The sequence below is a fragment of the Macrococcus psychrotolerans genome (assembly GCF_038095555.1).
Lineage (GTDB): Bacteria > Bacillota > Bacilli > Staphylococcales > Staphylococcaceae > Macrococcoides > Macrococcoides psychrotolerans.
This window is the reverse complement of sequence record NZ_CP124591.1, coordinates 1,464,570-1,490,373: the sequence shown is the minus strand read 5'-3', so window position 1 is coordinate 1,490,373 and position 25,804 is coordinate 1,464,570. Positions and strand designations below refer to the sequence as shown.

Below are 25,804 nucleotides of genomic sequence, written 5' to 3'. Positions count from 1 at the left end.
AAATTCAACTTTAGGGGTGTTTATTTTGAATAAAAAGCATGATCTTGATTTTAAATTAAAACTAATCAAAGAATATAAAGAAGGAAATATTGGTTATGATTCATTAAGTAACAAATATGATATCGATCCTTCACAACTAAAAACATGGACTTACCAATTTGATACCTTCGGTATTGACGGTCTTATATCCAGTATGACCAGAAAGAAATATTCAACAGATGAAAAATTAAGAATCATTCAGTATAGAATTACTAATCAACTTTCATATAAAGAAACTGCTAGAATCTTTGATATTACTAATCCTACTTTAATAGCTCAGTGGCAGATGAAATACAATCAATATGGTATCCTAGGTTTAGAATCAAAACCGAAGGGTCGTGCGTCTAAAACTATGAAAAATAAAAAGGTTGATAACACTAGTTTAAACGAAAGTGAACGACAAGAATTAATACGCTTACGTGAGGAAAACAGGAGATTAGAAATCGCAATTGCTCTCGAAAAAAAGTTACAATCCTTAGCTCGAAAAAATCAAACAAAGAAATAGTAGCTGCTATTATTGAGTTAAGGAATGAATCTAACTATAAGTTAAAAGAAATATTATCAGTAGCTATGATAGCGAAAAGTGTATACCATTATTGGAAATTACGACTTAGTGTCACTAAACATAAAGACAATTATTTAATTACTTTGATTAAAGAAATCATTAACAAACATAAAAATAGGATAGGTTATCGTACAGTAACCGACGAACTAAGAGAGTTAGGTTTTGTAGTTAACCATAAAAAAGTTCTTAGAATAATGAGAGAAAATAATTTACTTTGTACAAAGTTTAAGCATAGAAATAGAACATATAAGTCGTACAAAGGGAAAGTTGGCAAAACAGCTAAGAATAAATTGAATCGCAGATTCGTAACTAATCGCCCATATCAAAAATTACTTACTGATGTAACACAATTCAACATTAAAAATGGAACTAAGCTATATCTGTCAACAATTTTTGATGTATGTTCGAAAGAGATTATTTCTTATTCAATTAGTAAGCGTCCAACATTGGAATTCGTTATGGAATCATTGTTAAAAGCAATTAATGTAATTCCAGACCTTCCCTATAGAACTACAATCCATTCCGATCAAGGGTGGCAATATCAGCATAAATCTTGGGTACAATCTTTGAAAAAGAATAGAATTATTCAAAGCATGTCTAGAAAAGGTAATTGTCTTGATAATTCTCCGATGGAGAATTTCTTTGGTATTTTAAAACAAGAAATGTTTTATGGAGAAACATTTGATTCTTATGATGAACTAGAAGAGGAGATTATTGACTATATGGAGTATTATAATTTAGTCAGAAAGAAGAGAAAATTAAAAAGCAAGACTCCTGTAGAATACAGAAATCTTGCTTTAATGAAAGTAGCTTAATAAAAAGTTCAACTTTTTGGGTTCACTACAAAAGAAGGCACTCTCTTCGGGTTTTCGGTCTGTACTGAAATCAAGGTATTATTGGGAATCCCAGCTTAAATCATAGATACCGTAAGGGATTTTATTCTTTATTTAAAACTTTGCAACAGAACCTTTTATACCTTATTAGCTTTTATTGTTCTTGTTCATTGATATGAGTTAAGACTTGTTCGAGAATACTGAAAACATGAAGATCATCAAGACTGTAAACCATGCTTTTCCCTTCTCTTCTTGCCTTCACTAAACGTGAATCTTTCAATATTTTTAGTTGGTGTGAAATCGCGGACTGTTCCATATCCAATGCAAGCACAATGTTTCCAACACTGAGCTCTTCTTTCTGTAAAAGAAAGAGAATTGACAAGCGTGTAGGGTCACTAATCACTTTGAATACTTTGCTTATTGATTGGATCTTCTCTTTATTGATTGGCGAAGTTGTTGATGTATCCATATGATCTTATTCCTCTCACATGATTTTCCATTCATATATATATAATACCACATGAGTAAAACGATGCTAGTTTTTTGTTTATAGACAAAATTAAGACTTTTGTATCAGCAATAGTAGTCCATTTGAATAAGAAGCATCTTGTCTTGACAAAACTCATACAGTGAGTTAATATGATTTTGTAAACATATGAATGTAACTTCATATCTTTATCATAATCATTCCGATTTACAAATGAAAGGAGATGGAGACTGGATAAGCCCAAACCATATGAATCCTTGCCTTACTTAAGCAAACAAACGAGCTCAGAATTTGCAAGGCACAAAAAAGTCAACAAAAATCAAAGAAATTTAATAGAAAGGTGATAGAAATGGAAACTACCAAAGAGCAACATTCACAGGAAAAAGAGAAACATAACCACGACCATGATCACAATCACGGGAAGATGCCTATTATTCTATACTTTATTGGTTTGGCATTGGCAATTGTTGCATTGTTCTTAAGTGGAGAATATCAATTAATTAAAAACATCATGTTCTCACTCGCCACAATTAGTGCGGGCTATCATGTCATTGTTCTGGAAGGTCTTGGAGAGACAATTGAGAATACAAAAGCAAATAATAAGTTTACGCCTAATTCTCATATTTTAATGGGATTAGCGGCTATAGGAGCTTCAGCGATAGGGAATTTTTGGGAAGGAACGTTGTTGATTCTCATTTTTTCAGGCGCACATTTCCTGGAAGATTACGCTGAAGGAAGAAGTAGACGAGAAATAACGAAATTACTCGAAATGAACCCAACAACTGCTCGGTTAATTTTGCCTGATGGGAATACAAAGATTGTTGACGTCAGTGAATTAACAGTTGGGGACCAACTTCAAGTACTAAACGGTGACCAAGTACCCATTGATGGAGTCATTTTATCTGGCTCTACTTCCATTGATGAATCGTCTATTAATGGTGAAAGTATACCCAATGAAAAAACAAAAGGAGATACCGTTTTTGGGAGTACGATTAATGGGACAGGCACGTTTACAATGGAAGTCACCAAAGAAAACGAAGATACAGTATTTTCAAAAATTTTACAATTAGTGAACCAGAACCAAGATAATCAAACAAAAGCTGCGAGTATTATCCAAAAATTCGAACCGAAATACGTCACAGTTGTTTTAATTGCCATTCCCCTGTTCGTGTTATTGGCTCCTGTTCTACTTGATTGGACATGGTCACAAAGTATTTATAGGGGATTGGTTCTTTTAGTTGCAGCTTCACCCTGTGCTTTAGCAGCAGCTACCGTATCGGTAACCTTATCAACAACCTCTAACCTGGCCAAAAAAGGTGTCCTTTCAAAAGGTAGTTCTTATCTGTCTCAATTAGCTGATACTCAAGCAATTGCGTTTGATAAGACGGGAACTTTGACCAAAGGAAAACCAGAAGTAACCAATTATTATTTTGCCGATTCTGTGAATGAAGAAAATATTATTGATATCGTAGTAGCTCTTGAAAAAGAATCCAATCACCCTTTAGCAGATGCCATTCTAAGAAAGTTTGAACAAAAAAATAAGCTTACCATTGAAGTAGAAAATCAGATTGGTAAAGGGTTGACGGGAGATTATAACGGAAGAAATTATCGGATTGGAAAACCAACTTCGTTTGACAATGTTGAAAATGAATATATTCGTTTAAATAAGGAATGGGCATCAGAAGGTAAGACAGTCGTATACGTAGCAGAAGATGAGAATGTCATTGGACTTATAGCTCTCATGGACATTCCAAGTGAACATGCAAAAGAAACTATTAATTACTTTAAAGAACACGGCATACACACCACTTTAATTACTGGTGACTCAGAAATGACAGGAAAAGCAGTTGCAGAACAATTAGGAATAGATGAAGTAATCGCGAATGTCATGCCAGAAGATAAATCTCGAATTATTGACGAGCAAAAAGAGAAATACGGCGTAACAGCAATGGTGGGTGATGGTGTAAATGATGCCCCTGCCCTTGTTAATGCAGATGTAGGTATTGCCATGGGGGAAGGAACAGATGTAGCAGTAGAAGTGTCTGATTTGGTTTTAATGCAGAATAATTTATCCAAATTGGTACAATCTCATAATATTGCAACCAAAATGAATCGTGTCATTTGGCAAAATATTTTTTTCTCAATGGCCGTTGTTGTCTTTTTAATTATTGCTAGTTTCTTAGGTTTGACGGATATTGCAATTAGTGTCTTCCTTCATGAAGGAAGTACGTTGGTCGTTATTCTGAATGGACTTCGTTTATTAAAATCTAATTAATTCTATCAAAACCCATAAAGCTAGGGTATAGTAATAACTGTCTGAAGTTAATATGCCTTTAACGTTCTAAAAACGTTAGAGGCATATTTTTTATAAATTACTTTGTCTCAAAAATAATCGATTATGATACGATTTTTAAGGACTGTTTTTTTACTAAAAAAGTAGTCCTTTTCAGTATCAAAACTTTTTTCTTTATGTATGAATCTTTAACCACCATTTATGATACAATAAAATCAAAAAAAGGATGAGTTTTATGAATGGATATATATATGGCTATGCTAGAGTGAGTACACGATCACAAGAGTTAAACCGACAACTAGATTTACTCAATGAACAAAATTGCAATGAGATCCTTACTGAAAAAATGACTGGAACAAAATCCGATCGGCCTCAGCTGAACCGACTAAAAGATAAGATACGCCCTGGAGACACAGTTATAGTGGAAAGTTTCTCGCGTCTAGGTCGTAGTACTAAAGATTTAATTGATCTCGTTACTTACTTTGAAGAGCATAAAGTGAAGCTTGTAAGTCTGAAAGAAAACTTCGATACTAGTACACCCCAAGGACGCTTAATGATGACCGTTTTCCAAGCATTCAGTCAGTTTGAGCGTGATTTGATTGTAGAGCGTACGAAAGAAGGTTTAAAAAGCGCGCGGGCTAGAGGTAGAAAAGGTGGTCGCCCACGCGTTAATCAACGAGATATTGAAAGAGCAGTGAAACTATATGACAGTCAGGAATATAGTGTAAAAGAAATTACGGAAATGACTGGTATTAGTAAAGCTACACTCTATCGATATTTAAAATAGTAAAAAAAAAAAGCATTTTAAGGCAGTTTCGAATCTCCGAGTGGATGACTCTCCACGAAACAGTCTTAAAATGCGTTTTAGTTTATTCGATTCTACAGATATTATATAACTCAATTGTATTCTTTACGTATATCTACATCTTTATACCAATCTAAATGAGGAGCCAGTTCTAACTCTGGCATATCAGGGTATCCTGACCCTCTAAATGCTTCTACCACTAATCGGTGAATATACCTCTTTTATATTAGGTCTAATAGCAAAACCATCCCCTAACATTTTCTGAGAAAACACATCATCTTTCACCTCTGTAATTGGAACAAATACCCCTGTATTTATGCTATGTAGGGTTAATTGGTTCGTCTTCTTTTTAAATTTTTAAAATAAATTCACACTTTATCTTCCCTTCAAAGAAACAATTACTCCATTTCTAGTAATTCTCTCATTTCTGTCTTATAGACTGCTGCTTTATTACCATAAATAATTTGAATACCAGATGGAACATTAACAACACCATTTGCCCCTAGTTTTTCCGTGAAATGAGTACTTGATTCAATTTTACTTGGCTCTTTTAAAGTTATTCTCAAACGTGTAAAACAAGCATCTACTTTTTCAATATTATCTTTACCACCGACAGCAACAATGATCGCTTCTAAAAGCTCTTTAGAATCTGTAGTATTTTCAACAGTACCAGAAATAACAACATCCTCTACTTCTCTACCTGGAGTTTTTAAATTCCATTTAATAATAGCAAATTTAAAAATAAAATAATATAAACAAAAAGGTTCTGTTGCAAAGTTTTAAATAAAGAATAAAATCCCTTACGGTATCTATGATTTAAGCTGGGATTCCCAATAATACCTTGATTTCAGTACAGACCGAAAACCCGAAGAGAGTGCCTTCTTTTGAAGTGCACCCCTAAAGTTGAACCTTAAAATTCAACTTTAGGGGTGTTTATTTTAAATAAAAAGCATGATCTTGATTTTAAATTAAAACTAATCAAAGAATATAAAGAAGGAAATATTGGTTATGATTCATTAAGTAACAAATATGATATCGATCTTTCACAACTAAAAACATGGACTTACCAATTTGATACCTTCGGTATTGACGGTCTTATATCCAGTATGACCAGAAAGAAATATTCAACAGATGAAAAATTAAGAATCATTCAGTATAGAATTACTAATCAACTTTCATATAAAGAAACTGCTAGAATCTTTGATATTACTAATCCTACTTTAATAGCTCAGTGGCAGATGAAATACAATCAATATGGTATCCTAGGTTTAGAATCAAAACCGAAGGGTCGTGCGTCTAAAACTATGAAAAATAAAAAGGTTGATAACACTAGTTTAAACGAAAGTGAACGACAAGAATTAATACGCTTACGTGAGGAAAACAGGAGATTAGAAATCGCAATTGCTCTCGAAAAAAAGTTACAATCCTTAGCTCGAAAAAATCAAACAAAGAAATAGTAGCTGCTATTATTGAGTTAAGGAATGAATCTAACTATAAGTTAAAAGAAATATTATCAGTAGCTATGATAGCGAAAAGTGTATACCATTATTGGAAATTACGACTTAGTGTCACTAAACATAAAGACAATTATTTAATTACTTTGATTAAAGAAATCATTAACAAACATAAAAATAGGATAGGTTATCGTACAGTAACCGACGAACTAAGAGAGTTAGGTTTTGTAGTTAACCATAAAAAAGTTCTTAGAATAATGAGAGAAAATAATTTACTTTGTACAAAGTTTAAGCATAGAAATAGAACATATAAGTCGTACAAAGGGAAAGTTGGCAAAACAGCTAAGAATAAATTGAATCGCAGATTCGTAACTAATCGCCCATATCAAAAATTACTTACTGATGTAACACAATTCAACATTAAAAATGGAACTAAGCTATATCTGTCAACAATTTTTGATGTATGTTCGAAAGAGATTATTTCTTATTCAATTAGTAAGCGTCCAACATTGGAATTCGTTATGGAATCATTGTTAAAAGCAATTAATGTAATTCGAGACCTTCCCTATAGAACTACAATCCATTCCGATCAAGGGTGGCAATATCAGCATAAATCTTGGGTACAATCTTTGAAAAAGAATAGAATTATTCAAAGCATGTCTAGAAAAGGTAATTGTCTTGATAATTCTCCGATGGAGAATTTCTTTGGTATTTTAAAACAAGAAATGTTTTATGGAGAAACATTTGATTCTTATGATGAACTAGAAGAGGAGATTATTGACTATATGGAGTATTATAATTTAGTCAGAAAGAAGAGAAAATTAAAAAGCAAGACTCCTGTAGAATACAGAAATCTTGCTTTAATGAAAGTAGCTTAATAAAAAGTTCAACTTTTTGGGTTCACTACACAGATGCCGGTTTTTTTATTTTGCTGGGAATTTGAGTGAGTTGGCTCATAAAAAATAAACATGAGCCAAGATGGCAGTGGGAGGAGCAGGAAGCACTTCAAGTTGGCTCATAAAAAATAAACATGAGCCAAGATGGCAGTATGAGGAGTAGGATGCACTTCAAGATGGCTCGTAAAAAATAAACATGAGCCAAGATGGCAGTATGAGGAGCAGGAAGCACTTCAAGTTGGCTCATAAAAAATAAACATGAGCCAAGATGGCAGTGGGAGGAGCAGGAAGCACTTCAAGTTGGCTCATAAAAAATAAACATGAGCCAAGATGGCAGTGGGAGGAGCAGGAAGCACTTCAAGTTGGCTCATAAAAAATAAACATGAGCCAAGATGGCAGTGGGAGGAGCAGGAAGCACTTCAAGTTGGCTCATAAAAAATAAACATGGGCCAAGATGGCAGTGGGAGGAGCAGGAAGCACTTCAAGTTGGCTCATAAAAAATAAACATGAGCCAAGATGACAGGAATATCATATAAGTTATTACGAACCTTAAGAAAGTTCGCCGGACCGTGAAGAGAAATAAGGTATACGAATATGTTACAATATCAACAATTACGTTTACTATTTTGAACATCTTTATTGGAACGATCGCAATTTTATATTTCAAGATAATATTCGACAAGGAGAAAAAGAATGCAGATCATTAATAATCCAAAACAGTTGGAAATTCTTAATATTTTATTTTCAAAAGGTAAATCATTAAAAGTAAAATTTCAAGAGATTATGAACGTTATCTCACAATAAAGTCAATCAGGAGTTTACAATGTACAAATATATTTTATGTGATTTAGATAATACGATCCTCGATTTCAAAAAAGGTGAAGAAACTGCGATTAGGCGTGTGTTTGAGTCGGAAGGTGTGACTTTTTCTGATGAATTATACGCACGTTATCATGATATTAATGTCGGGCTTTGGCGTGAGCTTGAAGCGGGTAGAGTTGATAAGCGTCATGTACTGACACATCGCTTTAAAGTTTTCTTTAAGACGCTTGGTATTGATGTGGACGGTGCAGTGAAGGAACAGATTTTTAGAGAGCATATTAATAACAGCCATGATCTTGTGGATGGCGCATTGCAGTTTCTGGATTATTTGAAGCGTAAGGGCTACATCCTTTGTACTGCAACTAATGGGGTGTTCTATACCCAGATGAAGCGCATGAAAGATGCTGGTATTCTGGAATATTTCACGCATCACTTTATATCTGAGGAGATTGGCTATGAAAAGCCTCATCACAATTTCTTTAAACATTGTATCGAAACACTTGAAGTCAGAGATTTATCGGAAGTTCTGATGATTGGAGATACATATACGTCAGATATCATCGGGGCACATCAATTCGGGATAGATAGCTGCTACTATGGCGTAAAACAAGTAGATGCCACGTATCGCATTGAAGAATTAGAAGAAATTAAGAGTATCTTATAAGGGGAGATAGCGATGTTTGAGATTAGAAGTGTCAATATTAATGATGCTGAAGGGATTCTTGAGTATTGCAAGATTGTTGGCGGGGAAACAGATAATCTATTGTTCGGCAGTGAAGGACTAGGTTTCTCGGTTGAAACAGAACGTACGATTATAGCGAATATTGCAGCGAAAGAGAAGGATATTATGCTTGTTGCAATGGATGAGGATAACGTTGTAGGTATTGGAAATATAATGGGAAATGGTCGTATGAGAATAGAACATCAAGCACGACTTGCAATATCGGTGCGTAAAGATTACTGGGGACAAGGCGTTGGAAGTCGAATAATGCAGTCATTGATTGATTTTGCAAAAGAAAGGTCAATCGAAGTTATTACACTTGAAGTTTATCATGCCAATGAATCAGCGATAAACTTGTATCAGAAGTTCGGTTTTAAAGAAATCGGTTATTTTAAGAATTATTCTAAAGTGAATGATGAATATAAAGATGCTGTATTGATGAATCTATATCTTTAAATTACTGTAGTTTGTGAATGTCCACATAGCGGTCACTCATACAAACTTAAACTTCATCCTCGAGTTCATTCTGCTTTACATCAAGCACTATATTCCCTATTATCTAATTGAAAGAAGGGATAATATGAATAAAGAACAATTAAAAGCACAGATTTTAGAAGCGCATAACTTTCGCTTCGCTACGAAAGTATTCGATAAGGATAAACCTGTTGACGAAAGTGATATGAAATTTATCTTAGAAGTGGGTCGATTAAGTCCATCTTCTATCGGATTAGAGCCGTGGCGCTTCGTAATTCTAGAAAATGAAGCGGTGAAAGAAGAGATTAAACAGGTGGGCTGGGGCGCAGCGAAAGGTCAGTTAGATACTGCAAGTCACTTTGTTTTAATTTTGGCGAAACGTAATGCACGATATGATTCAGAACTGTTTAAAAATCATTTCGGGCCACGTGTAAACAATGATGAGATCCTACAGAAGATGATCCGCATTTACGAAAGTTTCCAGACGACAGATATTGATGTTGCAAATGATGAACGTACATTATTTGACTGGGCAGGTAAACAGACATATATCGCATTAGGTAATATGATGACAGCAGCAGCAGAAATCGGTATCGATTCATGTCCGATTGAAGGATTTAACTATGAAGCGGTTAACGATATATTAGCTAAACATGGCGTGATGAACCCTGAAGAAGAGGGGATCTCAGTTATGGTGGCTTTCGGTTATCGTGCACAAGGTCCAAAACGTCCGAAAGCACGTCGTCCATACGATGATGTAGTTAGTCGTTTTTAATTGTTAATTTAATGTAAATAAATACGTCAATCTTTAAGAAATCTTAACATCGCACTGCGTATATTGATGTTAAGATATAGATGTCTTAGATTTATTAATGAAGAGGTGTCTATATGTTTAGAGATATGGCGTTTTATATTTTCGGTGGTACACTTGACCCATTTTTTCAATTGTTCGTGTTTGAGCCGATTGTCATCACGATTATCGCTTTAATTGCTGCAATAATTACAAAGAAAGCATGGACGATGGCGCTTGTTATTATTGTGCTGAACATTATCGACAATGCAATCGATGTGAATTACTTGTATGGTGCTGAAGGTATCGGTTCGATTTTATATCATAATGTAACATTCTTCTTTATGAACTTCTTCTCGATGTTCTATGAATTTCTATTAAGCTTTATTATTGCGGGCTTACCGTTTATGCATAAAAGGTTCGGAATCGCATAATAAAAATGGGTGAGAGATATTTCTCTCGCCCATTTTTATTGTTCATGCATCTTTTTGTACTGTTTTCCTTTGGAGATATAACGTTCAATATTCGCGGCCATTTCCGCTTTATCTTCTTCTGTCAGCTCTCGAATGACTTTAGCCGGGCGTCCGAATGCTAATGTATTCGGTGGAATCTTCTTCCCGGGCGGAACAAGAGAACCAGCACCAATAAATGCGTTTTCGCCAATTTCAGCCCCATCAAGAATGGTAGAGTCCATCCCGATCAATGCATTTTTACGAATAATTGGTGAATGAAGAGTGACGCGGTGACCGATTGTTACGTTGTCTTCGATAATAAGTGGTTTTCCACCTGACTGGTGTAAACAACATAAATCCTGTACATTTGTTCCGTTACCGATAGATACAGGTGCTACATCTCCTCGAATTACTGTGCCATACCATATTGTAGCGTCACGCCCGACTGTAACATCTCCTGTAACTACAGCATTTGGAGCTACAAACGCTGAGTCATCGAGTTGAGGAAGCTTACCATCATATTCATATAACATACATTTCCCTCCATGAAATAAAATTATTTGGTATAATAATTTTATCATTAATAACAAGTAGTATGAAATATAAAGGAGCATCATTATGTGGAAGTGGGAAACAGAGGGAACACCAAAAGGGGTTGTCGTCATCGTACATAATTTACTTGAACATCATGGACGTTACGCATGGTTTATAACGAGGTTGCGTAGAGATGGGTATCATGTGATTATGGGAGACCTTCCTGGCCAGGGACAGACATCGCGTGTGAACCGTGGGCATATCGAATCGTTCGATGTTTATGGTGAAAAAGTATTGGAATGGATAGAGGTCGCAGAAGAATATCATATGCCGGTGTTCTTGATAGGTGTGGGTTTAGGCGGACTCATCGTAACAAATCTTCTGGAGAACGTTGATTTAAAATTAGAAGGCGTAGTATTATTATCTCCATTATTTGGCTTTCAAAATACAGTGACGACACGTAAGAATTTCCTGGTATCTGGTCTGAGTTCAATTTCGAAGGAAGCAAAGTTCGATATGAATATCCCGCTTGAGGACTTGACGCGTGTACAGGCGAATATTGATGAACTGAAAAAAGATACATTAATGGTACAGAAAGTAAGCTTTAATCTATATAAATCGATTATCGAATCTATGAAAGCAACAATGGAACATATTCATAAGATCGGGGATGTACCGTTGATGATTATGTTCAGTGATGCAGATAGGGTTGCAGATGTTGATCAAATTAAATTGTTTACTAAAGAGGTTAAGACATCAGAAATCTACATTAAAAACTGGCGTACGCTATACCATGAACTGCATAACGAACCAGAACGTGATAACGTCTTATACTATGTCGAATCATTTATGAATAACAGGATGAATTATGTAGGATTGATTACAGAAGATTCGGGTATACAGTAAGATATGTTTGATGTGAGGTGGGAATATGTCTAAATATAAACATGAAGTGAGTGATATGGTATTACTGAACGAACTTCAGCAGGAGATTGATGAAATATTTGATCTCATCAGTGATAATTTTAATTTATCGAAAGAAGAATATATTGTTATGGTTACATTATGGGAGAAAGGTCCAATGCCGATGAAGGCTCTGGATGAATACTTAAATATTAAACCCTATAAACGCACGCGCTTTTATAATACGTTAGTTGAAAATGGCTGGATAAAAAAGGTGCGTCCAGCAGACGATGAACGTACGGTCATGATTTATTATAACGAAGAAAAACTTCCGATAAAGGAAGAGATTGTCAACTGTGCGTGTGAGTCTCTTAAAGGAAAAAAAGAACAGATGAAGGCACACTTTGATGCAATTATGGAAATATGCGGATAAAAAAACGCTGATCAGAAGATCAGCGTTTTTCTATTGCGCATATAAATGGCGGATTGTTTTTCTGATTAATAAATTCATACTTAAAGATATGAGCATCTTCTTGATTGAATTGTTGCAGATAGTTTAATACAACCTCTTTTTCAATCTGACCTTCAGCATGCCCTGGATATATGACTAATATGATGATGCCTTCTTTTTCCAGTATAGAAAATATGCGCTCAATGGCCTGAATTGTTGTCTGTGGCAATGTTACGATCGATTTATCTCCTTTAGGTAGGTAGCCTAAGTTGAAGATTGAAAGACGCACAGGAGAATCGACGTAATCCAGAACGTTTTGATGACCATCCAAGTGGTATTCAATATTATTGAATGCTGCTGTTTTATCCTTTGTATTATTAATCGCTGACTGCTGTATATCAAATGCATGGATAACGCCAGTGCCCTGGAGCTGCTGTGCTAGATAGAGCGTATCGTTGCCATTACCGCACGTCGCATCGATTACTGTTGCGCCTTGTTCGATATATGTGTCGATAAGTTTTCTTGCAAATGGAAGGATGCCGAGTGCTTTCATTGTTCAATCCCAAAATATTTACCTTGATAACTGTCACGTTTTTTCAGTTCGTCATCAATGCCGTTTAACACTTCCCACTTGTTTACGCTCCACATTGGTCCAATCATTAAATCGATTGGCCCATCCCCTGTTATGCGATGGATAATCATTTCCTCTGGGAGTATTTCAAGCTGATCCGCAACGAGTTTTACGTATGTTTCCTGATCCATAAATTCAAGCATTCCTTTTTCATACTGCTTGACCATCGGCGTCCCTTTTAATAGATGAAGCAGGTGAATCTTAATACCTTGAACATCCATCTGTGAAACAACGCGTGCCGTTTCCATCATCATATCATAATCTTCAAGCGGCAGACCGTTAATAATGTGCGTACAAATGTTAATATTATGTTTACGTAGTTTAGCGACGCCGTCATAGTAACATTGCATATCGTGGGCGCGATTGATAATATTAGAAGTCTTCTCATGAACGGTCTGCAGTCCAAGTTCGACCCAAAGGTAAGTACGCTCATTCAGTTCTGCTAAATATTCAACAACATCATCCGGCAGGCAGTCTGGTCGTGTAGCGATTGACAAGCCGACAACACCGGGAATTGCAAGCGCTGCTTCGTATTTTTCCTTTAACACTTCAAGTGGTGCGTGTGTATTGGTAAATGCCTGGAAGTAAGCGATATATTCACCATCCTGCCATTTCTCGTGCATCTTATTCTTAATCTTTTCAAACTGAACTGGAATTGGATCTACGCGATCTCCAGCAAAATCACCGCTTCCAGCAGCAGAGCAGAACGTACAACCGCCAAATGCGACAGTGCCGTCTCTATTCGGACAGTCAAAGCCACCTTCCAGCGCAACTTTAAATATTTTCTTGCCAAATTTATTGCGGAGATGGTAGTTCCATGTATGGTATCTTTTTTCATCAAATGCATATTTAAATGGTTTCATAATCTTCCCTCTTTCTTAATATATGGATTTTAACATATAATAGAGTTGTTTGGGATAAATTAATATAGAAGGTGAGGTAAATTAATGAAAATGCCAAAAATTGTGTGGCTGCTTGTTATCGGTATGGCCGTGAACGTTACAGGAGCAAGCTTAATCTGGCCACTGAATACAATTTATCTACATAATGAACTCGGTAAAAGCTTAAGTCTTGCAGGATTTGTCTTGATGCTTAATTCTGGTGCATCCGTTCTTGGTAATTTATTAGGGGGCACATTGTTCGATAAGATAGGAGGATACCGCTCAATCTTGATTGGTATCGTTATTTCAGCAATCAGCCTTCTCGGCATTATATTCTTACATGGCTGGCCTTGGTACGCGGTATGGCTCGTTATACTTGGCTTTGGCTCAGGTATCGTCTTTCCTTCCATCTATGCGATGGCAGGTAGCGCATGGCCTGAAGGGGGGCGCAAAACATTTAATGCAATCTATATCTCTCAAAACCTTGGTGTGGCGCTTGGAGCGGCATTAGGTGGATTTATCGCTGACCTTAGTTTCACGTATATCTTCATTCTGAACTTCTTGATGTATGCGGTCTTCTTCTTTATCGCATTCTTCGGTTATCGTTCAGCTGAACCGATTGCCGCGGGTAGCAATGTGATGCGTGACGTCGGAAACATTAAAGACAAAACTAAATTCAACGCACTGTTAATGGTCTGTACAGCCTACTGTTTGTGCTGGATTGGATACGTGCAATGGCAGTCGACGATTTCAAGTTATACGCAGGACTTAGGCATACCGCTTAAAGCATATAGCTCATTATGGGCAATGAATGGTGTGCTGATTATTGCTGGCCAGCCACTGATTGCTCCTATTATCAATCGACTGTCAACACGTATAAAAACGCAGATTGCTATTGGATTTGTCATCTTTATCGTATCGTATATTGTGACAAGCTTTGCCGATACATTTCTTATGTTTATGCTTGGAATGGTGATATTAACAATCGGTGAGATGTTTGTGTGGCCGGCAGTTCCGACTATTGCGAATATGCTTGCACCGAAAGGACGAACAGGCGTCTATCAAGGCATCGTCAATTCAACTGCAACATTAGGTCGTGCAATTGGGCCGTTGCTTGGTGGGTTCTTAGTCGATGCATATAATATGGATATTATGTTTACAGCGATGATCTTCTTTATCGCAATCGGCTTTTTCTTTCTCTTCGTATTTGACCGCAAGATCAATCTCTATGAATAAGAGTAAAGATACACTGATTTTTTAAAATATTTGCATAATTCAAAATAATGGTGTGAAATTAAAAAATGTAACTTTTTCTGAAAGGGTTGCGCAAATATAAAATAACCCTTATTATAGATTTAACTAGAGTAGTAACGTGAATCGTTTTCAAGGAAGCCAGTGGGTGCTGTGAACTGGTAAACGTGAAATGTGAACTTGCTGGGGTTTAAACTGAATCAACTAAAGCTGCACTATTAAAGTGAATTGCGGGTGGTACCGCGGTTGTCTATATGACAGTCGTCCCTATTTTTGGGATGACTGTCTTTTTATTTTAAAGGAGGAATCATAATGAGCTTTAATCATCAAACAATTGAGAAGAAATGGCAGAAGTACTGGTTAGATAACCATACATTTAAAACGACTGAAGACAAGGATAAGAATTTCTATGCATTGGATATGTTCCCATATCCATCAGGTGCTGGTCTTCACGTTGGACATCCTGAAGGTTATACAGCAACGGATATCATTTCTCGTTTTAAGCGTATGCAAGGTTATAACGTATTACATCCAATGGGATGGGACGCGTTCGGACTGCCAGCAGAGCAATATGCAATCGATACAGGGAATGATCCGGCAGAATTCACCGAGAAGAATATTGCGACATTCAAACGTCAAATTCAAGAACTTGGCTTCAGCTATGACTGGGAGCGTGAAATTAATACGACAGACCCAGAATATTATAAATGGACACAGTGGATCTTCATACAGCTGTATAAAAAAGGTTTAGCATATGTGGATGAAGTAGCAGTAAACTGGTGCCCTGCACTCGGTACCGTATTATCAAATGAAGAGGTAATCGATGGTGTATCAGAGCGTGGTGGACATCCTGTTATTCGTAAACCGATGCGTCAGTGGGTCCTTAAAATCACTGAATATGCAGATCGCTTACTAGAAGATCTAGAAGAGCTGGACTGGCCGGAATCTCTAAAAGATATGCAGCGTAATTGGATTGGTCGTTCAGAAGGTGCCGAAGTTGCTTTCGAAGTTGAAGATTCAGAACATACATTTAAAGTATTTACAACACGTCCAGACACAATTTACGGTGCGACATATGCCGTATTATCACCTGAGCATGAATTAGTTGCGGCAATTACATCAGAAGAACAAGCAGAAGCGGTAAAAGCATATCAGGAACAGGCAGCAAGAAAATCTGACCTGGAACGTACGGATCTTGCGAAAGACAAGACTGGGGTCTTTACAGGACGTTATGCAGTCAATCCATTCAACGGTGAACGTATGCCAATCTGGATTTCTGATTACGTATTAGCATCATATGGAACAGGTGCTATTATGGCAGTACCCGCACACGATGAGCGTGACTTTGAGTTTGCAAATCAGTTCGGATTAGACATTAAACCAGTGATTGAAGGTGGCGATAACACGTCAGCTTACACAGGTGATGGTGTTCATATCAACTCAGGTGAACTTGATGGCCTGAACAAAGAGGAAGGAATCAGACGTGCAATCGAGCTATTAGAAGCTAAAGGTATCGGTGAAAAGAAAGTATCTTACAAACTACGTGACTGGTTATTCTCTCGTCAACGTTACTGGGGTGAACCAATTCCTGTAATTACATGGGAAGATGGTTCAATGACGACTGTACCTGAAGAAGAATTGCCACTCATGCTGCCGAAGACAGAACACATCAAGCCATCAGGGACAGGGGAATCACCACTTGCCAATATTGATGAATTTGTCAATGTCACAGATCCTGTAACAGGGATGAAAGGACGCCGTGAGACGAACACGATGCCACAATGGGCGGGTAGCTGCTGGTATTACTTGCGTTATATCGATCCGAAAAATTCTGACATGATTGCAGATCCTGAGCTTCTTAAGAAATGGTTGCCAGTAGATTTATATATCGGTGGTGCAGAACACGCCGTGCTTCATTTACTCTATGCACGTTTCTGGCATAAGGTGTTGTACGATCTAGGCGTTGTACACACGAAAGAACCATTCCAGAAACTATTCAACCAAGGGATGATTCTCGGTGAAGGAAACGAGAAGATGAGTAAATCAAAAGGAAATGTCGTGAATCCGGATGACGTCGTTGCAAGTCACGGAGCAGACACACTGCGTCTATACGAAATGTTCATGGGACCACTAGATGCATCAATTGCCTGGAGTACAAATGGGTTAGACGGTGCAAGACGATTCTTAGACCGTGTGTATCGCCTGCTTGTAAATGAAGATGGCACACTCACTGAGAAGATTACAGAACAACCAGTAGAAGCTATGGATAAAGTGTATCATCAAACTGTGAAGAAAGTGACAGATGACTATGAAACATTAGGCTTCAATACAGCAATCTCACAGATGATGGTATTTATCAATGAAGGATACAAAGCAGAGCAATTAAACATCGACCATATCCGTGGATTCGTGAAGTTATTGAATCCGATTGCACCACACATCACAGAAGAACTTTGGGAAAAACTTGGCGGTACGGAATCAATAACGTATGAAGCATGGCCGGTATATGACGAAAGTAAGCTTGTGGACAGCGAAGTTGAGATCGTAATTCAAGTGAACGGTAAGCTTAAACAAAAAGCAACAATCGCGAAAGATATGGATAAAGCAGAAATGGAGACATTCGCGTTATCACTTGAAGCGGTACAGACAGCGATTGAAGGCAAAACAGTAAGAAAAGTAATCGCCGTTCCAAATAAACTTGTCAATATCGTGGCGAACTAGGAGGACCTATGCTAGAAATCAGTAGTAAAGCATTTATCGACAAACTGCAGCATGAGCCGCTGAACATCATCGATATACGAGAAGACTTCGAAGTACAGATGGGAATGCTGGAAGGTGCATTGCATATCCCGATGAATACAATACCTGAACATCTGAACGAACTTGATAGTGATAAAACGTATTATATCGTCTGTGCACATGGTGTTAGAAGTGAACATGTCACACAGTATTTATCAGAACAAAATTATAAAGTGGTGAATGTTCAAGGTGGCATGGCGGAAATAGAACAATTAATCGAAAGAAGCTAGAGACATAAGTCTCTAGCTTCTTTCGATTAATAGACTAAACACACATGTGACAACTTGATAGACGGTGTCACATGCACAGTCACTTCGATAAAATCAAAAAGATGCCAGAAACAAAGAACGTTTCTTAGGCATCTTTTCGTGATTTTACTCGTGACTAAACACACATGTGACAACCTTATCTGCAACTCAATCCTGCGATATACCCAGTTACGAGAGCGCTCGTAATGTTATAGCCGCCTGTATATCCATGAATATCTAATACTTCACCGCAGAAATACAGGTTGTCGTGCAGCTTCGACTGCATCGTTGCAGGACCGACCTCTTTTACGGATACGCCGCCGCCTGTGACGAATGCTTTTTCTATTGATTGTGTACCGTTTACTGGGAACTTAAATCCTTTCAGTAGTTCGCAAAACTGTTCTACCGCTTCTTTCTTTAAGTGATGGCCGTTATCTTCCAGGTTCAGTCCAGCTTGTTCCAGTAAGAATAATAAATAGCGTTCAGATACGAGTCCTTTTAAGCTGTTTTTAATAGCTTTATCTTTATTCGTATCGATCATTTTTGTAATTCTGTTTTTCAGCGTGCCGATACTTTCTTGTGGAAAACAGTCGATCATCATTGTAATGTCCTGTTTCTTCTGGCTCTTTTGTTCTTTATATACAAACTGTGAGCAGCGTAATGCCGCAGGACCGGAGATACCGAAATGTGTAAATATCATATCCATCTGATGTGTGATGCGTGGTTTGCCGTTCTTACGCAGGACGCTGAGTGCAACATCACGCAAGCTTAATCCTTGCAGCGTCTTTGCTTTAATGAATGGCGCGTTCGAAATTATGGGTACTTCAGTAGGGAAGAGTTCTGTAATGGTATGTCCTGCCTGTTTCGCAAATTCATAGCCGTCTCCTGTTGATCCCGTATGCGGTACGCTTTTTCCTCCTGTTGCGATAATAACATTATCAGCATAGATTTCAGTGTCGTCTTCAAGCCTGACCCCTTTAACCGTGTCCTGCACGAGAAGAGACGCGACCTTCTGGTTCGTGCGGATATCGACGTTATTTTTGGCGAGCTGTTGTTTCAGTGCGTTAACTACGTCCTTCGCATTATCAGACACTGGGAACATGCGGCCGTGATCTTCTTCCTTTAAGTGGACGCCGAGGTTCTCAAAGTAATCGATAATGGCGAAGTTATCAAATGTATTGAATGCACTATAGAGAAACTTTCCGTTTCCTGGTAAGTGCTGTATCAGCTCTTCGTGAGAAACGCGGTTTGTAACGTTACAGCGTCCGCCACCAGAAATCTGGAGTTTACGTCCTAATTTATCTTTCTTATCAATTAAAAGAACGGATTTCCCATTTTCTGATGCGCTGATTGCAGCCATCAGGCCACTTGGTCCGCCTCCGATAACTATGGTATTAAACATATTTGACCTCCTATTTCTAAATATTATACATTTATTTTATGGTAAAATATATGAATTCAGTAGTTAATATTTTTGAATGGTGTTATGATAATAAACATTCAAATAATAGAAAATATATAAAGATAGGGATGAACATATGTCACAAGGGAATTCGCTTGTCAGAAGTACTTTCATATTGACAGCAAGCATTTTTATTACGAAGATTTTAGGGATTCTTTACATTATTCCGTTCTATGCAATTATCGGTGGTGAAGCGAACTTATCACCATATAATATGGCATACCCCCCATATACGGTAATGCTTGTCATTTCAGCAGGTGGGGTGCCACTAGCCGTTGCGAAGTATGTATCAAAATATAATGCAGTAGGGGCGTATAAGGTCAGCTATAAATTATATAAGTCATCACTTGTCGTGATGGGAATCACCGGATTACTTGGTTTTTTAATATTGTATATGATCAGTCCGCTGATTGCTGAGGCTTCTGTATCAAAGGCTGATGGTACGTGGAGTGTGGAACAGATTACGGAGATTATCCGCGTTGTATCATTCGCGGTCATCTTTATTCCATTTCTAGCGACGTGGCGCGGCATCTTTCAAGGATATGATTCCATGGGACCGACCGCTGTTTCTACAGTAATAGAACAGATTGCACGTATCGCATTCTTATTGATCGGCTCTTATCTTGTATTAAATGTTATGCATAAATCTGTGCTGCTTGCAAATGAGATTGCTGTATTTGCTGCAGCAGTAGGTGCATTCAGTGCAATTTTAACGTTATGGTATTATTGGAGAAAGCGTCGTCCTTTCATTTCTGAGATGGTGAATAACGATACGACAGAAACAGATGTATCATATAAAGCAATGTATAAGGAGATTCTTCTATATAGTATTCCGTTTGTTATCGTCAGTCTCTGTATTCCGCTCTACCAGATTATTGATCAGTTTACGCATAACCGTGCATTAACAGCTGCTGGTGTGCCAGGTGAAACGCATGATATGCTGTTAACGATGCTTAATACGACGACAAATAAGCTCGTTATGATACCGACGTCACTTGCAGCAGGGTTTGCAATTAGTCTTGTTCCTTCGATTACGAGAACGCATGCGTCTGGACAGATACGTGAGATGCATCATCAGATTAAGACTTCTCTCGGTGTGCTGATGTTTTTAACAGTGCCTGCTTCGCTAGGTATCATGATTCTTGCAACACCGTTATACACGGTATTCTATAGCTACAATGTAGTGGCGAGTCATCTGCTGTTCTATTATGCACCTGTTGCTATCCTGCTTGCATTGGTCAGTGTGTCATCTGCGATGCTTCAAGGTATCGATAAACAAGCGTTGACTGTATATATCGTTGTTGCATCACTCTTAGTAAAGCTTGCCATCAATTTTCCGCTCATCTATCTGTTCCATACAGAGGGTGCTGTCCTTGCGACTGCAATTGCACTGACGGTCAATATATTATGTAATTTCTATGTCATTAAGAAACATGCTGGATTTAAGTTCAGAACGACTTATAAGCAGATGCTGCAGATCTTGCTTTACAGCTTGATCATGGTCGTTATCGTAGAGATTGCTGTATTGATTATGATCCAATTTCTTGATGTGAGCCAGAAATTTGATGCATTAATCATTTTGGTTATCGGTGCTCTGATCGGTGGCATGGTCTATGCATATCTATCGATGAAATCTCGTTTAGCAGATGCGTTCTTTGGTTCACGCATACAAATTTTGAGAGAGAAGTTCGGGCGATGAGATTAGATAAATTTCTCGGGAACCATGGATTTGGTACACGTAAGGAAGTGAAGCTACTTGTCAAACGTGGTGCAGTGAAGATAAATGACGTTTTAGTCAAGAAGGCGGATATCAAAATTGTACCGGAGAATGACACTGTTACAGTTTATGATGAAGCAGTTGTGTATGAACCTTTTGTCTATATTATGCTGAACAAGCCGGCAGGGTATATTTCAAGTACGAAAGATTACAAAGATGAAACCGTACTTGAACTCATTGACGGATTGGAACATTACGATCTGCATCCGGTCGGCAGGCTGGATAAAGATACAGAAGGCTTATTGATACTAACGAATGACGGTCAATTTTCTCATGATGTACTGAGCCCTAGAAAGCATGTGAATAAGACGTATTTTGCACGTGTTGACGGCTATGTAACAGATGAGACCGTAGAGTTATTTAAAGCAGGTGTTACCTTGGACGATGGCTATAAAGCGATGCCTGCTGAACTTCAGATTGTAAGAGCAGGAGAGATTTCAGAAATCGAGCTTGTCATTCAGGAGGGAAAGTTTCATCAAGTAAAACGAATGTTTAAAGCTGTAGATATGACCGTAATCTATTTGAAGCGTATTAAGATGGGCGGATTACCTTTAGATGAAAGTTTAGCGCCAGGTGCATATCGTAAACTGACACTTGAAGAAATAAATTTCGTGAAAATGTAAGTCATATGTTTAACATGTTTCTGCTAGGGTATAGATAAAGTACAAATTAAACGAAGAGGTGTTATGATTATGGCTAACAACAATAAAGCAGGTTTATTAAGAGCAGCATTAGTTATCGGGGGAACTGCAGTAGCAGCAGTCCTATCAAAGAAAGAAAATAGAGACAAATTATTAGATGAGTATAATAAAGCGAAGCAAGACCCGAAAAGTTACGCAGATACTGCCAAAGAAAAAGCAACGAACTTACAGCAAGTAGCGAAAGAAGAAATTAACAAAGTAAAAGAAGATCCAGAAAGCTACAAAGCAAACTTAACACAAAAAGTTCAGGAAAAAGCAGCACCTTTAGCTGATAAGCTTTCAAAAAAAGATAGCGTCGAAGAAGAAAAGCAGAACTTCGATGACGAAGGTGGCGCAAACAATATCCATATCGTAACGGATAAAGATGTCGCTGATCAAAACCCTAATGCAGTAAGCAAAAATGATCTAAAATAATTTTGTTGTGAGAACACATCACTTGTGATGTGTTCTTTTTTTCAATATTCTGTATAATAGAACTGTTAATATGATAGGAGGAATTATTATGTGGAGAGAAAAAGTAGCACAATATGAAGACAAGATAATTGAAGACTTAACAGGACTTCTCAATATTCGCAGTGTTCGCGATGATAGTCTGGCAGATGAAGAGCATCCTGTTGGTCCGGGACCACGTGAGGCGCTGGATTACATGTACAAATTAGCACAGCGCGATGGATTCAATACGCATGATGTTGATCATATCGCTGGACGTATTGAAGCGGGTAAAGGAGAAAGAATCTTCGGTATCTTAGGGCATGTCGATGTTGTACCTGAAGGCAGTGGCTGGGATACAGATCCATTTAATGCAACGGTTACTGAAGACCGAATCATTGCACGTGGAACTTTAGATGATAAAGGACCGACAATTGCTGCTTACTATGCAGTGAAGATCTTAGAAGATATGCAAGTAGACTGGAAGAAACGTATACATATCATTATCGGTACGGATGAAGAATCAGAGTGGAAATGTACAGATCGCTATTTTGAAACTGAGCCGATGCCTGATTTAGGTATCGCACCTGACGCGGACTTTCCGTTAATCCATGGTGAAAAAGGGTTCTCATCATTTGATATCATTCAGACAAGTGATGAGGAAAGTGAAAAGACACCAGAAGTCGTATTGAAAGCTTTAAAATCAGGTGAACGTTACAATATGGTACCTGATCATGCTGAGGCGCAGTTAAGTGTCAATGAACAGATGGCATATGTTATACAGAGCTTCGAAGGATTCCTAAAGGACTACAGCCTTGAAGGAAAGCATTATGTAGATAATGGTCAGCTGAAATTAGAAATAGAAGGGAAATCTGTGCATGGTATGGAGCCGTTCAAAGGTATCAATGCAGGATTGTATTTAATCCACTTCTTAAATACGCTGGATCTGGATAAGAAAGCGAAAGCATTCGTGGCATTAGGTGATGATAAATTATTTGATTCTCACTTTGGAGAAAAGCTGGATGTTGCAATCGAGACAGAAGAATTAGGGAAGTTAACAACGAATATCGGTATCATCAGCTATACTGATGTGGATGGTGGTGTATATGGTGTCAACTTACGCTATCCTAATGGTTTTGAATTCGACCAAGAGATTGATAAACTTTCACAGACATTGGCACCATACTTTGAAATTGAAGTGACAAAACATCAAGTACCGCATTATGTCGATAAAAACGATCCATTTGTAATGAAGCTACTACAAGCTTATCGCAATCAGACAGGGGATATGACAGAACCTTATACGATTGGTGGCGGAACGTATGCCCGTACAATGGAAAAAGGTGTTGCGTTTGGTGCTATGTTTAAAGATTCAGAAGATCTGATGCACCAGAAAAATGAATACATCACTAAAAAGCAATTATTCGATGCTACAGCAATTTATCTGGAAGCAATACATTCAGTTTGTGTAGAAGAGGCATAGTCAGCTTAAGTAAAAGTTCATCATATGACTTAAAGTAATACTTGAATTAATAGAGAAAAGGATATAAAATTTAAGTAAGACATTAATTTGATCGGAATGAATAAGGCAAGAGATTTTTTCTCGTGCCTTTTCTTTTTTCTTGAAACAGGAGGTGAAACACGTTGGAACATTTCTATCAGCTAGGTTGGACATTAGATTCCGCTGGCGGCGCATCTGGAGAAGCATACATGGCAGAACAAGACGGCAGAAAGCTTTTCTTAAAGCGTAACTCCTCTCCGTTTCTTGCTGCACTTTCTGCTGAAGGTATCGTACCGAAACTTGTATGGACGAAGAGAATAGAGACAGGTGAAGTCGTAACAGCACAGCACTGGAAGAATGGGCGAAGTCTGACGCACATGGAAATGAAATCCGAACGTGTTGCACTACTGCTGAAGAAGATTCATCGTTCGAAACCATTACTTAATATGCTCAAGCGACTTGAGATGAAACCGATGGATCCAGAGCTATTGCTTAATAAGATCAATTCCTCATTATCTCGCAACGTATTAACACATCATACTGTCCGTAAAGCGCTGATCTATCTGGAAGAGCATATGCCGCAGCTAGAGCGCAAGTTCTATACAGTATGTCATGGGGATGTCAATCATAATAACTGGCTCTTATCAGATCAGGATGAACTCTTTCTTGTTGACTGGGAAGGTGCGATGATTGCAGATCCGGCGATAGATATCGGTATGATTCTTTATACTTATGGTGATACCATCGACTGGCAATCTTGGCTTGCAACTTATGGTATTGAATACACACTGGATCTGGAAAAGCGCATGAAGTGGTATACCATCATTCAGGCGATTGCAATGATTGAATGGTACGAAGAGAAGAGTCGCTATCATGATTTGAATGACTGGCTGAAATTTTTAGATGATGTATTAAATTTGAATCGTTTTATTTAAAGGAGTAGCACTATGAGAATGAGAAATAAACCGTGGGCTGAAGATTTTCTTCTGCAGCACGAGGATATTGTAAGTATCGACCTTGCTCGAAAAGATCACATCGTTGACTGGTTTGAACAAGTGCAGCCGATACATATCGAAGTCGGAAGCGGTATGGGCCGTTTTATTACGGAGATGGCTAAAGCGCACCCGGAGATTAATTATATTGGTATCGAACGTGATAAGAATGTCATGATTCGTATCGTAGAAAAAGCAGTGGAACAAAATATTAGAAACTTACGCCTGTTAACAGTAGATGCCGAAAAGCTGACAGAAATCTTTAATGCGGGTGAGATTGATAGAATCTATCTTAACTTCTCAGATCCATGGCCTAAAGTACGTCACGCAAAGCGCAGACTGACGCATGAGAATTTTCTTAAAGTTTATGAAACTATTTTAAATAAAGATGGTGAAATTCATTTCAAGACTGATAATCAGGCGTTATTTGAATATTCGATCGAGAGTATGAGCCATTACGGCATGAAGCTGAAAAATATTAATTTGAATCTGCATGATAATGAACCTGTTGATAATATTCGTACGGAATATGAAGATAAGTTCTCGAATAAAGGATTTAGAATTAATCGATTAGAAGCTCGATTTTAAGAAGCATTAGTAAGATGACTTTATA

The 25,804-nt window shown here is 37.6% G+C and carries 28 protein-coding genes and 2 pseudogenes; 22 read left to right on the top strand and 8 right to left on the bottom strand.

All coding sequences use genetic code 11. The features are described from left to right. Window positions 1-16 precede the first annotated feature (16 nt). The 3 genes and pseudogenes from QA539_RS07595 to QA539_RS07585 form a co-directional block, all read left to right on the top strand. Complete coding sequence (locus QA539_RS07595) at window positions 17-544, top strand: helix-turn-helix domain-containing protein (RefSeq protein ID WP_086039228.1); 528 nt, start codon at window positions 17-19, stop codon at window positions 542-544. Continuing rightward, a complete protein-coding gene (locus QA539_RS07590) occupies window positions 475-1,419 on the top strand; it encodes an IS3 family transposase (protein WP_118003443.1) in 945 nt (314 codons plus the stop codon). Before QA539_RS07595 ends, QA539_RS07590 begins: the two co-directional genes overlap by 70 nt. Before the next feature lie 12 nt (window positions 1,420-1,431). After that, window positions 1,432-1,518, top strand: a pseudogene (locus QA539_RS07585) (IS6 family transposase); the annotation flags it as partial. Window positions 1,519-1,591: 73 nt separating this feature from the next. On the opposite strand, the gene QA539_RS07580 reads toward QA539_RS07585, so the two are convergent. Then, window positions 1,592-1,906 (bottom strand): ArsR/SmtB family transcription factor, encoded by a 315-nt coding sequence (locus QA539_RS07580; RefSeq protein WP_048728532.1) that lies wholly within the window; start codon window positions 1,904-1,906, stop codon window positions 1,592-1,594. Window positions 1,907-2,273: 367 nt separating this feature from the next. Here QA539_RS07580 and QA539_RS07575 point away from each other — a divergent pair, with 367 nt between their 5' ends. Continuing rightward, window positions 2,274-4,199: a heavy metal translocating P-type ATPase gene (locus tag QA539_RS07575; RefSeq protein ID WP_162485230.1), complete on the top strand. Its 1,926-nt coding sequence runs from the start codon at window positions 2,274-2,276 to the stop codon at window positions 4,197-4,199. Between the two features lie 244 nt (window positions 4,200-4,443). Next, window positions 4,444-5,004, top strand: a complete 561-nt coding sequence (locus QA539_RS07570; RefSeq protein WP_242446702.1) for a recombinase family protein — start codon at window positions 4,444-4,446, stop codon at window positions 5,002-5,004. 201 nt (window positions 5,005-5,205) lie between these two features. Here QA539_RS07570 and QA539_RS07565 read toward each other — a convergent pair whose 3' ends face one another. From QA539_RS07565 to QA539_RS07560, 3 genes and pseudogenes are all read right to left on the bottom strand, one after another. After that, entirely contained in the window at window positions 5,206-5,340 is a 135-nt protein-coding gene (locus QA539_RS07565; RefSeq protein WP_086039229.1) for a PTS glucose transporter subunit IIA, read from the bottom strand. 80 nt (window positions 5,341-5,420) lie between these two features. Beyond that, entirely contained in the window at window positions 5,421-5,699 is a 279-nt protein-coding gene (locus tag QA539_RS10955) for a PTS glucose/sucrose transporter subunit IIB (protein WP_232751434.1), read from the bottom strand. A 139-nt stretch (window positions 5,700-5,838) separates the two neighbouring features. Continuing rightward, a pseudogene (locus QA539_RS07560) lies at window positions 5,839-5,913 on the bottom strand (IS6 family transposase); the annotation flags it as partial. Window positions 5,914-5,951: 38 nt separating this feature from the next. On the opposite strand from QA539_RS07560, the gene QA539_RS07555 reads away from it, so the two are divergent. The 6 genes from QA539_RS07555 to QA539_RS07530 all read left to right on the top strand — a co-directional run bounded on the left by QA539_RS07555 (window position 5,952) and on the right by QA539_RS07530 (window position 10,613). Continuing rightward, window positions 5,952-6,479, top strand: coding sequence for a helix-turn-helix domain-containing protein (locus QA539_RS07555; RefSeq protein WP_219493044.1), 528 nt, complete (start codon window positions 5,952-5,954; stop codon window positions 6,477-6,479). Continuing rightward, window positions 6,410-7,354 (top strand): IS3 family transposase, encoded by a 945-nt coding sequence (locus QA539_RS07550; RefSeq protein WP_419895600.1) that lies wholly within the window; start codon window positions 6,410-6,412, stop codon window positions 7,352-7,354. Before QA539_RS07555 ends, QA539_RS07550 begins: the two co-directional genes overlap by 70 nt. An 841-nt stretch (window positions 7,355-8,195) precedes the next feature. Then, complete coding sequence (locus QA539_RS07545; protein WP_219492786.1) at window positions 8,196-8,858, top strand: YjjG family noncanonical pyrimidine nucleotidase; 663 nt, start codon at window positions 8,196-8,198, stop codon at window positions 8,856-8,858. Window positions 8,859-8,870: 12 nt separating this feature from the next. After that, a complete protein-coding gene (locus tag QA539_RS07540) occupies window positions 8,871-9,371 on the top strand; it encodes a GNAT family N-acetyltransferase (protein ID WP_219492784.1) in 501 nt (166 codons plus the stop codon). Window positions 9,372-9,495: 124 nt separating this feature from the next. Continuing rightward, window positions 9,496-10,164: an NAD(P)H-dependent oxidoreductase gene (locus QA539_RS07535; protein WP_219492781.1), complete on the top strand. Its 669-nt coding sequence runs from the start codon at window positions 9,496-9,498 to the stop codon at window positions 10,162-10,164. Between the two features lie 113 nt (window positions 10,165-10,277). Continuing rightward, window positions 10,278-10,613: a hypothetical protein gene (locus QA539_RS07530; RefSeq protein ID WP_219492778.1), complete on the top strand. Its 336-nt coding sequence runs from the start codon at window positions 10,278-10,280 to the stop codon at window positions 10,611-10,613. A gap of 35 nt (window positions 10,614-10,648) precedes the next feature. Here the strand turns inward: QA539_RS07530 and QA539_RS07525 are convergent, their stop codons facing one another. After that, on the bottom strand, window positions 10,649-11,164 hold the full coding sequence (locus tag QA539_RS07525) for a gamma carbonic anhydrase family protein (RefSeq protein ID WP_219492775.1): 516 nt from the start codon (window positions 11,162-11,164) through the stop codon (window positions 10,649-10,651). 85 nt (window positions 11,165-11,249) lie between these two features. Between QA539_RS07525 and QA539_RS07520 the strand changes: the two genes are divergently transcribed. Both QA539_RS07520 and QA539_RS07515 read left to right on the top strand, forming a co-directional pair. After that, window positions 11,250-12,071: an alpha/beta fold hydrolase gene (locus QA539_RS07520; protein ID WP_219492773.1), complete on the top strand. Its 822-nt coding sequence runs from the start codon at window positions 11,250-11,252 to the stop codon at window positions 12,069-12,071. Window positions 12,072-12,096: 25 nt separating this feature from the next. After that, window positions 12,097-12,501, top strand: coding sequence for a transcriptional regulator, SarA/Rot family (locus QA539_RS07515; RefSeq protein WP_219492771.1), 405 nt, complete (start codon window positions 12,097-12,099; stop codon window positions 12,499-12,501). Between the two features lie 19 nt (window positions 12,502-12,520). Here the strand turns inward: QA539_RS07515 and QA539_RS07510 are convergent, their stop codons facing one another. Beyond that, complete coding sequence (locus QA539_RS07510) at window positions 12,521-13,072, bottom strand: class I SAM-dependent methyltransferase (protein ID WP_219492769.1); 552 nt, start codon at window positions 13,070-13,072, stop codon at window positions 12,521-12,523. Beyond that, window positions 13,069-14,013 carry a TIGR01212 family radical SAM protein gene (locus tag QA539_RS07505; protein ID WP_414738620.1) on the bottom strand — a complete coding sequence of 315 codons (945 nt, stop codon included), beginning with the start codon at window positions 14,011-14,013 and terminating at the stop codon, window positions 13,069-13,071. The genes QA539_RS07510 and QA539_RS07505 overlap by 4 nt, the downstream gene beginning before the upstream one ends. 84 nt (window positions 14,014-14,097) lie before the next feature. Here QA539_RS07505 and QA539_RS07500 point away from each other — a divergent pair, with 84 nt between their 5' ends. The 3 genes from QA539_RS07500 to QA539_RS07490 all read left to right on the top strand — a co-directional run bounded on the left by QA539_RS07500 (window position 14,098) and on the right by QA539_RS07490 (window position 18,311). Further along, window positions 14,098-15,267, top strand: coding sequence for an MDR family MFS transporter (locus tag QA539_RS07500; RefSeq protein ID WP_219492767.1), 1,170 nt, complete (start codon window positions 14,098-14,100; stop codon window positions 15,265-15,267). A 327-nt stretch (window positions 15,268-15,594) separates the two neighbouring features. Next, window positions 15,595-18,003, top strand: coding sequence for a leucine--tRNA ligase (gene leuS / locus QA539_RS07495; protein ID WP_219492765.1), 2,409 nt, complete (start codon window positions 15,595-15,597; stop codon window positions 18,001-18,003). Between the two features lie 8 nt (window positions 18,004-18,011). Further along, window positions 18,012-18,311: a rhodanese-like domain-containing protein gene (locus tag QA539_RS07490; protein WP_219492763.1), complete on the top strand. Its 300-nt coding sequence runs from the start codon at window positions 18,012-18,014 to the stop codon at window positions 18,309-18,311. Between the two features lie 175 nt (window positions 18,312-18,486). Here QA539_RS07490 and QA539_RS07485 read toward each other — a convergent pair whose 3' ends face one another. Then, the gene (locus QA539_RS07485) at window positions 18,487-19,731 is read right to left on the bottom strand and encodes an NAD(P)/FAD-dependent oxidoreductase (RefSeq protein WP_219492760.1); all 1,245 of its coding nucleotides are present in this window, start codon (window positions 19,729-19,731) and stop codon (window positions 18,487-18,489) included. 136 nt (window positions 19,732-19,867) lie between these two features. Between QA539_RS07485 and QA539_RS07480 the strand changes: the two genes are divergently transcribed. From QA539_RS07480 to trmB, 6 genes are all read left to right on the top strand, one after another. Beyond that, window positions 19,868-21,490 carry a putative polysaccharide biosynthesis protein gene (locus QA539_RS07480; protein ID WP_219492757.1) on the top strand — a complete coding sequence of 541 codons (1,623 nt, stop codon included), beginning with the start codon at window positions 19,868-19,870 and terminating at the stop codon, window positions 21,488-21,490. Further along, window positions 21,487-22,191 carry a pseudouridine synthase gene (locus QA539_RS07475; RefSeq protein ID WP_219492754.1) on the top strand — a complete coding sequence of 235 codons (705 nt, stop codon included), beginning with the start codon at window positions 21,487-21,489 and terminating at the stop codon, window positions 22,189-22,191. The genes QA539_RS07480 and QA539_RS07475 overlap by 4 nt, the downstream gene beginning before the upstream one ends. Window positions 22,192-22,260: 69 nt before the next feature. After that, window positions 22,261-22,683, top strand: coding sequence for a YtxH domain-containing protein (locus QA539_RS07470; RefSeq protein ID WP_219492752.1), 423 nt, complete (start codon window positions 22,261-22,263; stop codon window positions 22,681-22,683). An 88-nt stretch (window positions 22,684-22,771) separates the two neighbouring features. Then, window positions 22,772-24,181, top strand: a complete 1,410-nt coding sequence (gene pepV / locus QA539_RS07465) for a dipeptidase PepV (protein ID WP_219492749.1) — start codon at window positions 22,772-22,774, stop codon at window positions 24,179-24,181. Between the two features lie 161 nt (window positions 24,182-24,342). After that, complete coding sequence (locus QA539_RS07460; RefSeq protein WP_219492745.1) at window positions 24,343-25,134, top strand: phosphotransferase family protein; 792 nt, start codon at window positions 24,343-24,345, stop codon at window positions 25,132-25,134. A 12-nt stretch (window positions 25,135-25,146) separates the two neighbouring features. After that, the gene (gene trmB, locus QA539_RS07455; RefSeq protein WP_219492744.1) at window positions 25,147-25,779 is read left to right on the top strand and encodes a tRNA (guanosine(46)-N7)-methyltransferase TrmB; all 633 of its coding nucleotides are present in this window, start codon (window positions 25,147-25,149) and stop codon (window positions 25,777-25,779) included. Window positions 25,780-25,804: the final 25 nt, after the last annotated feature.

Coding starts and splice junctions, on each gene's coding strand:
- QA539_RS07580 (WP_048728532.1), bottom strand. CDS start 1,906: ATGGATACATCAACAACTTCGCCAATCAATAAAGAGAAGATCCAATCA.
- QA539_RS07575 (WP_162485230.1), top strand. CDS start 2,274: ATGGAAACTACCAAAGAGCAACATTCACAGGAAAAAGAGAAACATAAC.
- QA539_RS07570 (WP_242446702.1), top strand. CDS start 4,444: ATGAGTTTTATGAATGGATATATATATGGCTATGCTAGAGTGAGTACA.
- QA539_RS07545 (WP_219492786.1), top strand. CDS start 8,196: ATGTACAAATATATTTTATGTGATTTAGATAATACGATCCTCGATTTC.
- QA539_RS07540 (WP_219492784.1), top strand. CDS start 8,871: ATGTTTGAGATTAGAAGTGTCAATATTAATGATGCTGAAGGGATTCTT.
- QA539_RS07535 (WP_219492781.1), top strand. CDS start 9,496: ATGAATAAAGAACAATTAAAAGCACAGATTTTAGAAGCGCATAACTTT.
- QA539_RS07530 (WP_219492778.1), top strand. CDS start 10,278: ATGTTTAGAGATATGGCGTTTTATATTTTCGGTGGTACACTTGACCCA.
- QA539_RS07525 (WP_219492775.1), bottom strand. CDS start 11,164: ATGTTATATGAATATGATGGTAAGCTTCCTCAACTCGATGACTCAGCG.
- QA539_RS07520 (WP_219492773.1), top strand. CDS start 11,250: ATGTGGAAGTGGGAAACAGAGGGAACACCAAAAGGGGTTGTCGTCATC.
- QA539_RS07515 (WP_219492771.1), top strand. CDS start 12,097: ATGTCTAAATATAAACATGAAGTGAGTGATATGGTATTACTGAACGAA.
- QA539_RS07510 (WP_219492769.1), bottom strand. CDS start 13,072: ATGAAAGCACTCGGCATCCTTCCATTTGCAAGAAAACTTATCGACACA.
- QA539_RS07505 (WP_414738620.1), bottom strand. CDS start 14,013: ATGAAACCATTTAAATATGCATTTGATGAAAAAAGATACCATACATGG.
- QA539_RS07500 (WP_219492767.1), top strand. CDS start 14,098: ATGAAAATGCCAAAAATTGTGTGGCTGCTTGTTATCGGTATGGCCGTG.
- leuS (WP_219492765.1), top strand. CDS start 15,595: ATGAGCTTTAATCATCAAACAATTGAGAAGAAATGGCAGAAGTACTGG.
- QA539_RS07490 (WP_219492763.1), top strand. CDS start 18,012: ATGCTAGAAATCAGTAGTAAAGCATTTATCGACAAACTGCAGCATGAG.
- QA539_RS07485 (WP_219492760.1), bottom strand. CDS start 19,731: ATGTTTAATACCATAGTTATCGGAGGCGGACCAAGTGGCCTGATGGCT.
- QA539_RS07480 (WP_219492757.1), top strand. CDS start 19,868: ATGTCACAAGGGAATTCGCTTGTCAGAAGTACTTTCATATTGACAGCA.
- QA539_RS07475 (WP_219492754.1), top strand. CDS start 21,487: ATGAGATTAGATAAATTTCTCGGGAACCATGGATTTGGTACACGTAAG.
- QA539_RS07470 (WP_219492752.1), top strand. CDS start 22,261: ATGGCTAACAACAATAAAGCAGGTTTATTAAGAGCAGCATTAGTTATC.
- pepV (WP_219492749.1), top strand. CDS start 22,772: ATGTGGAGAGAAAAAGTAGCACAATATGAAGACAAGATAATTGAAGAC.
- trmB (WP_219492744.1), top strand. CDS start 25,147: ATGAGAATGAGAAATAAACCGTGGGCTGAAGATTTTCTTCTGCAGCAC.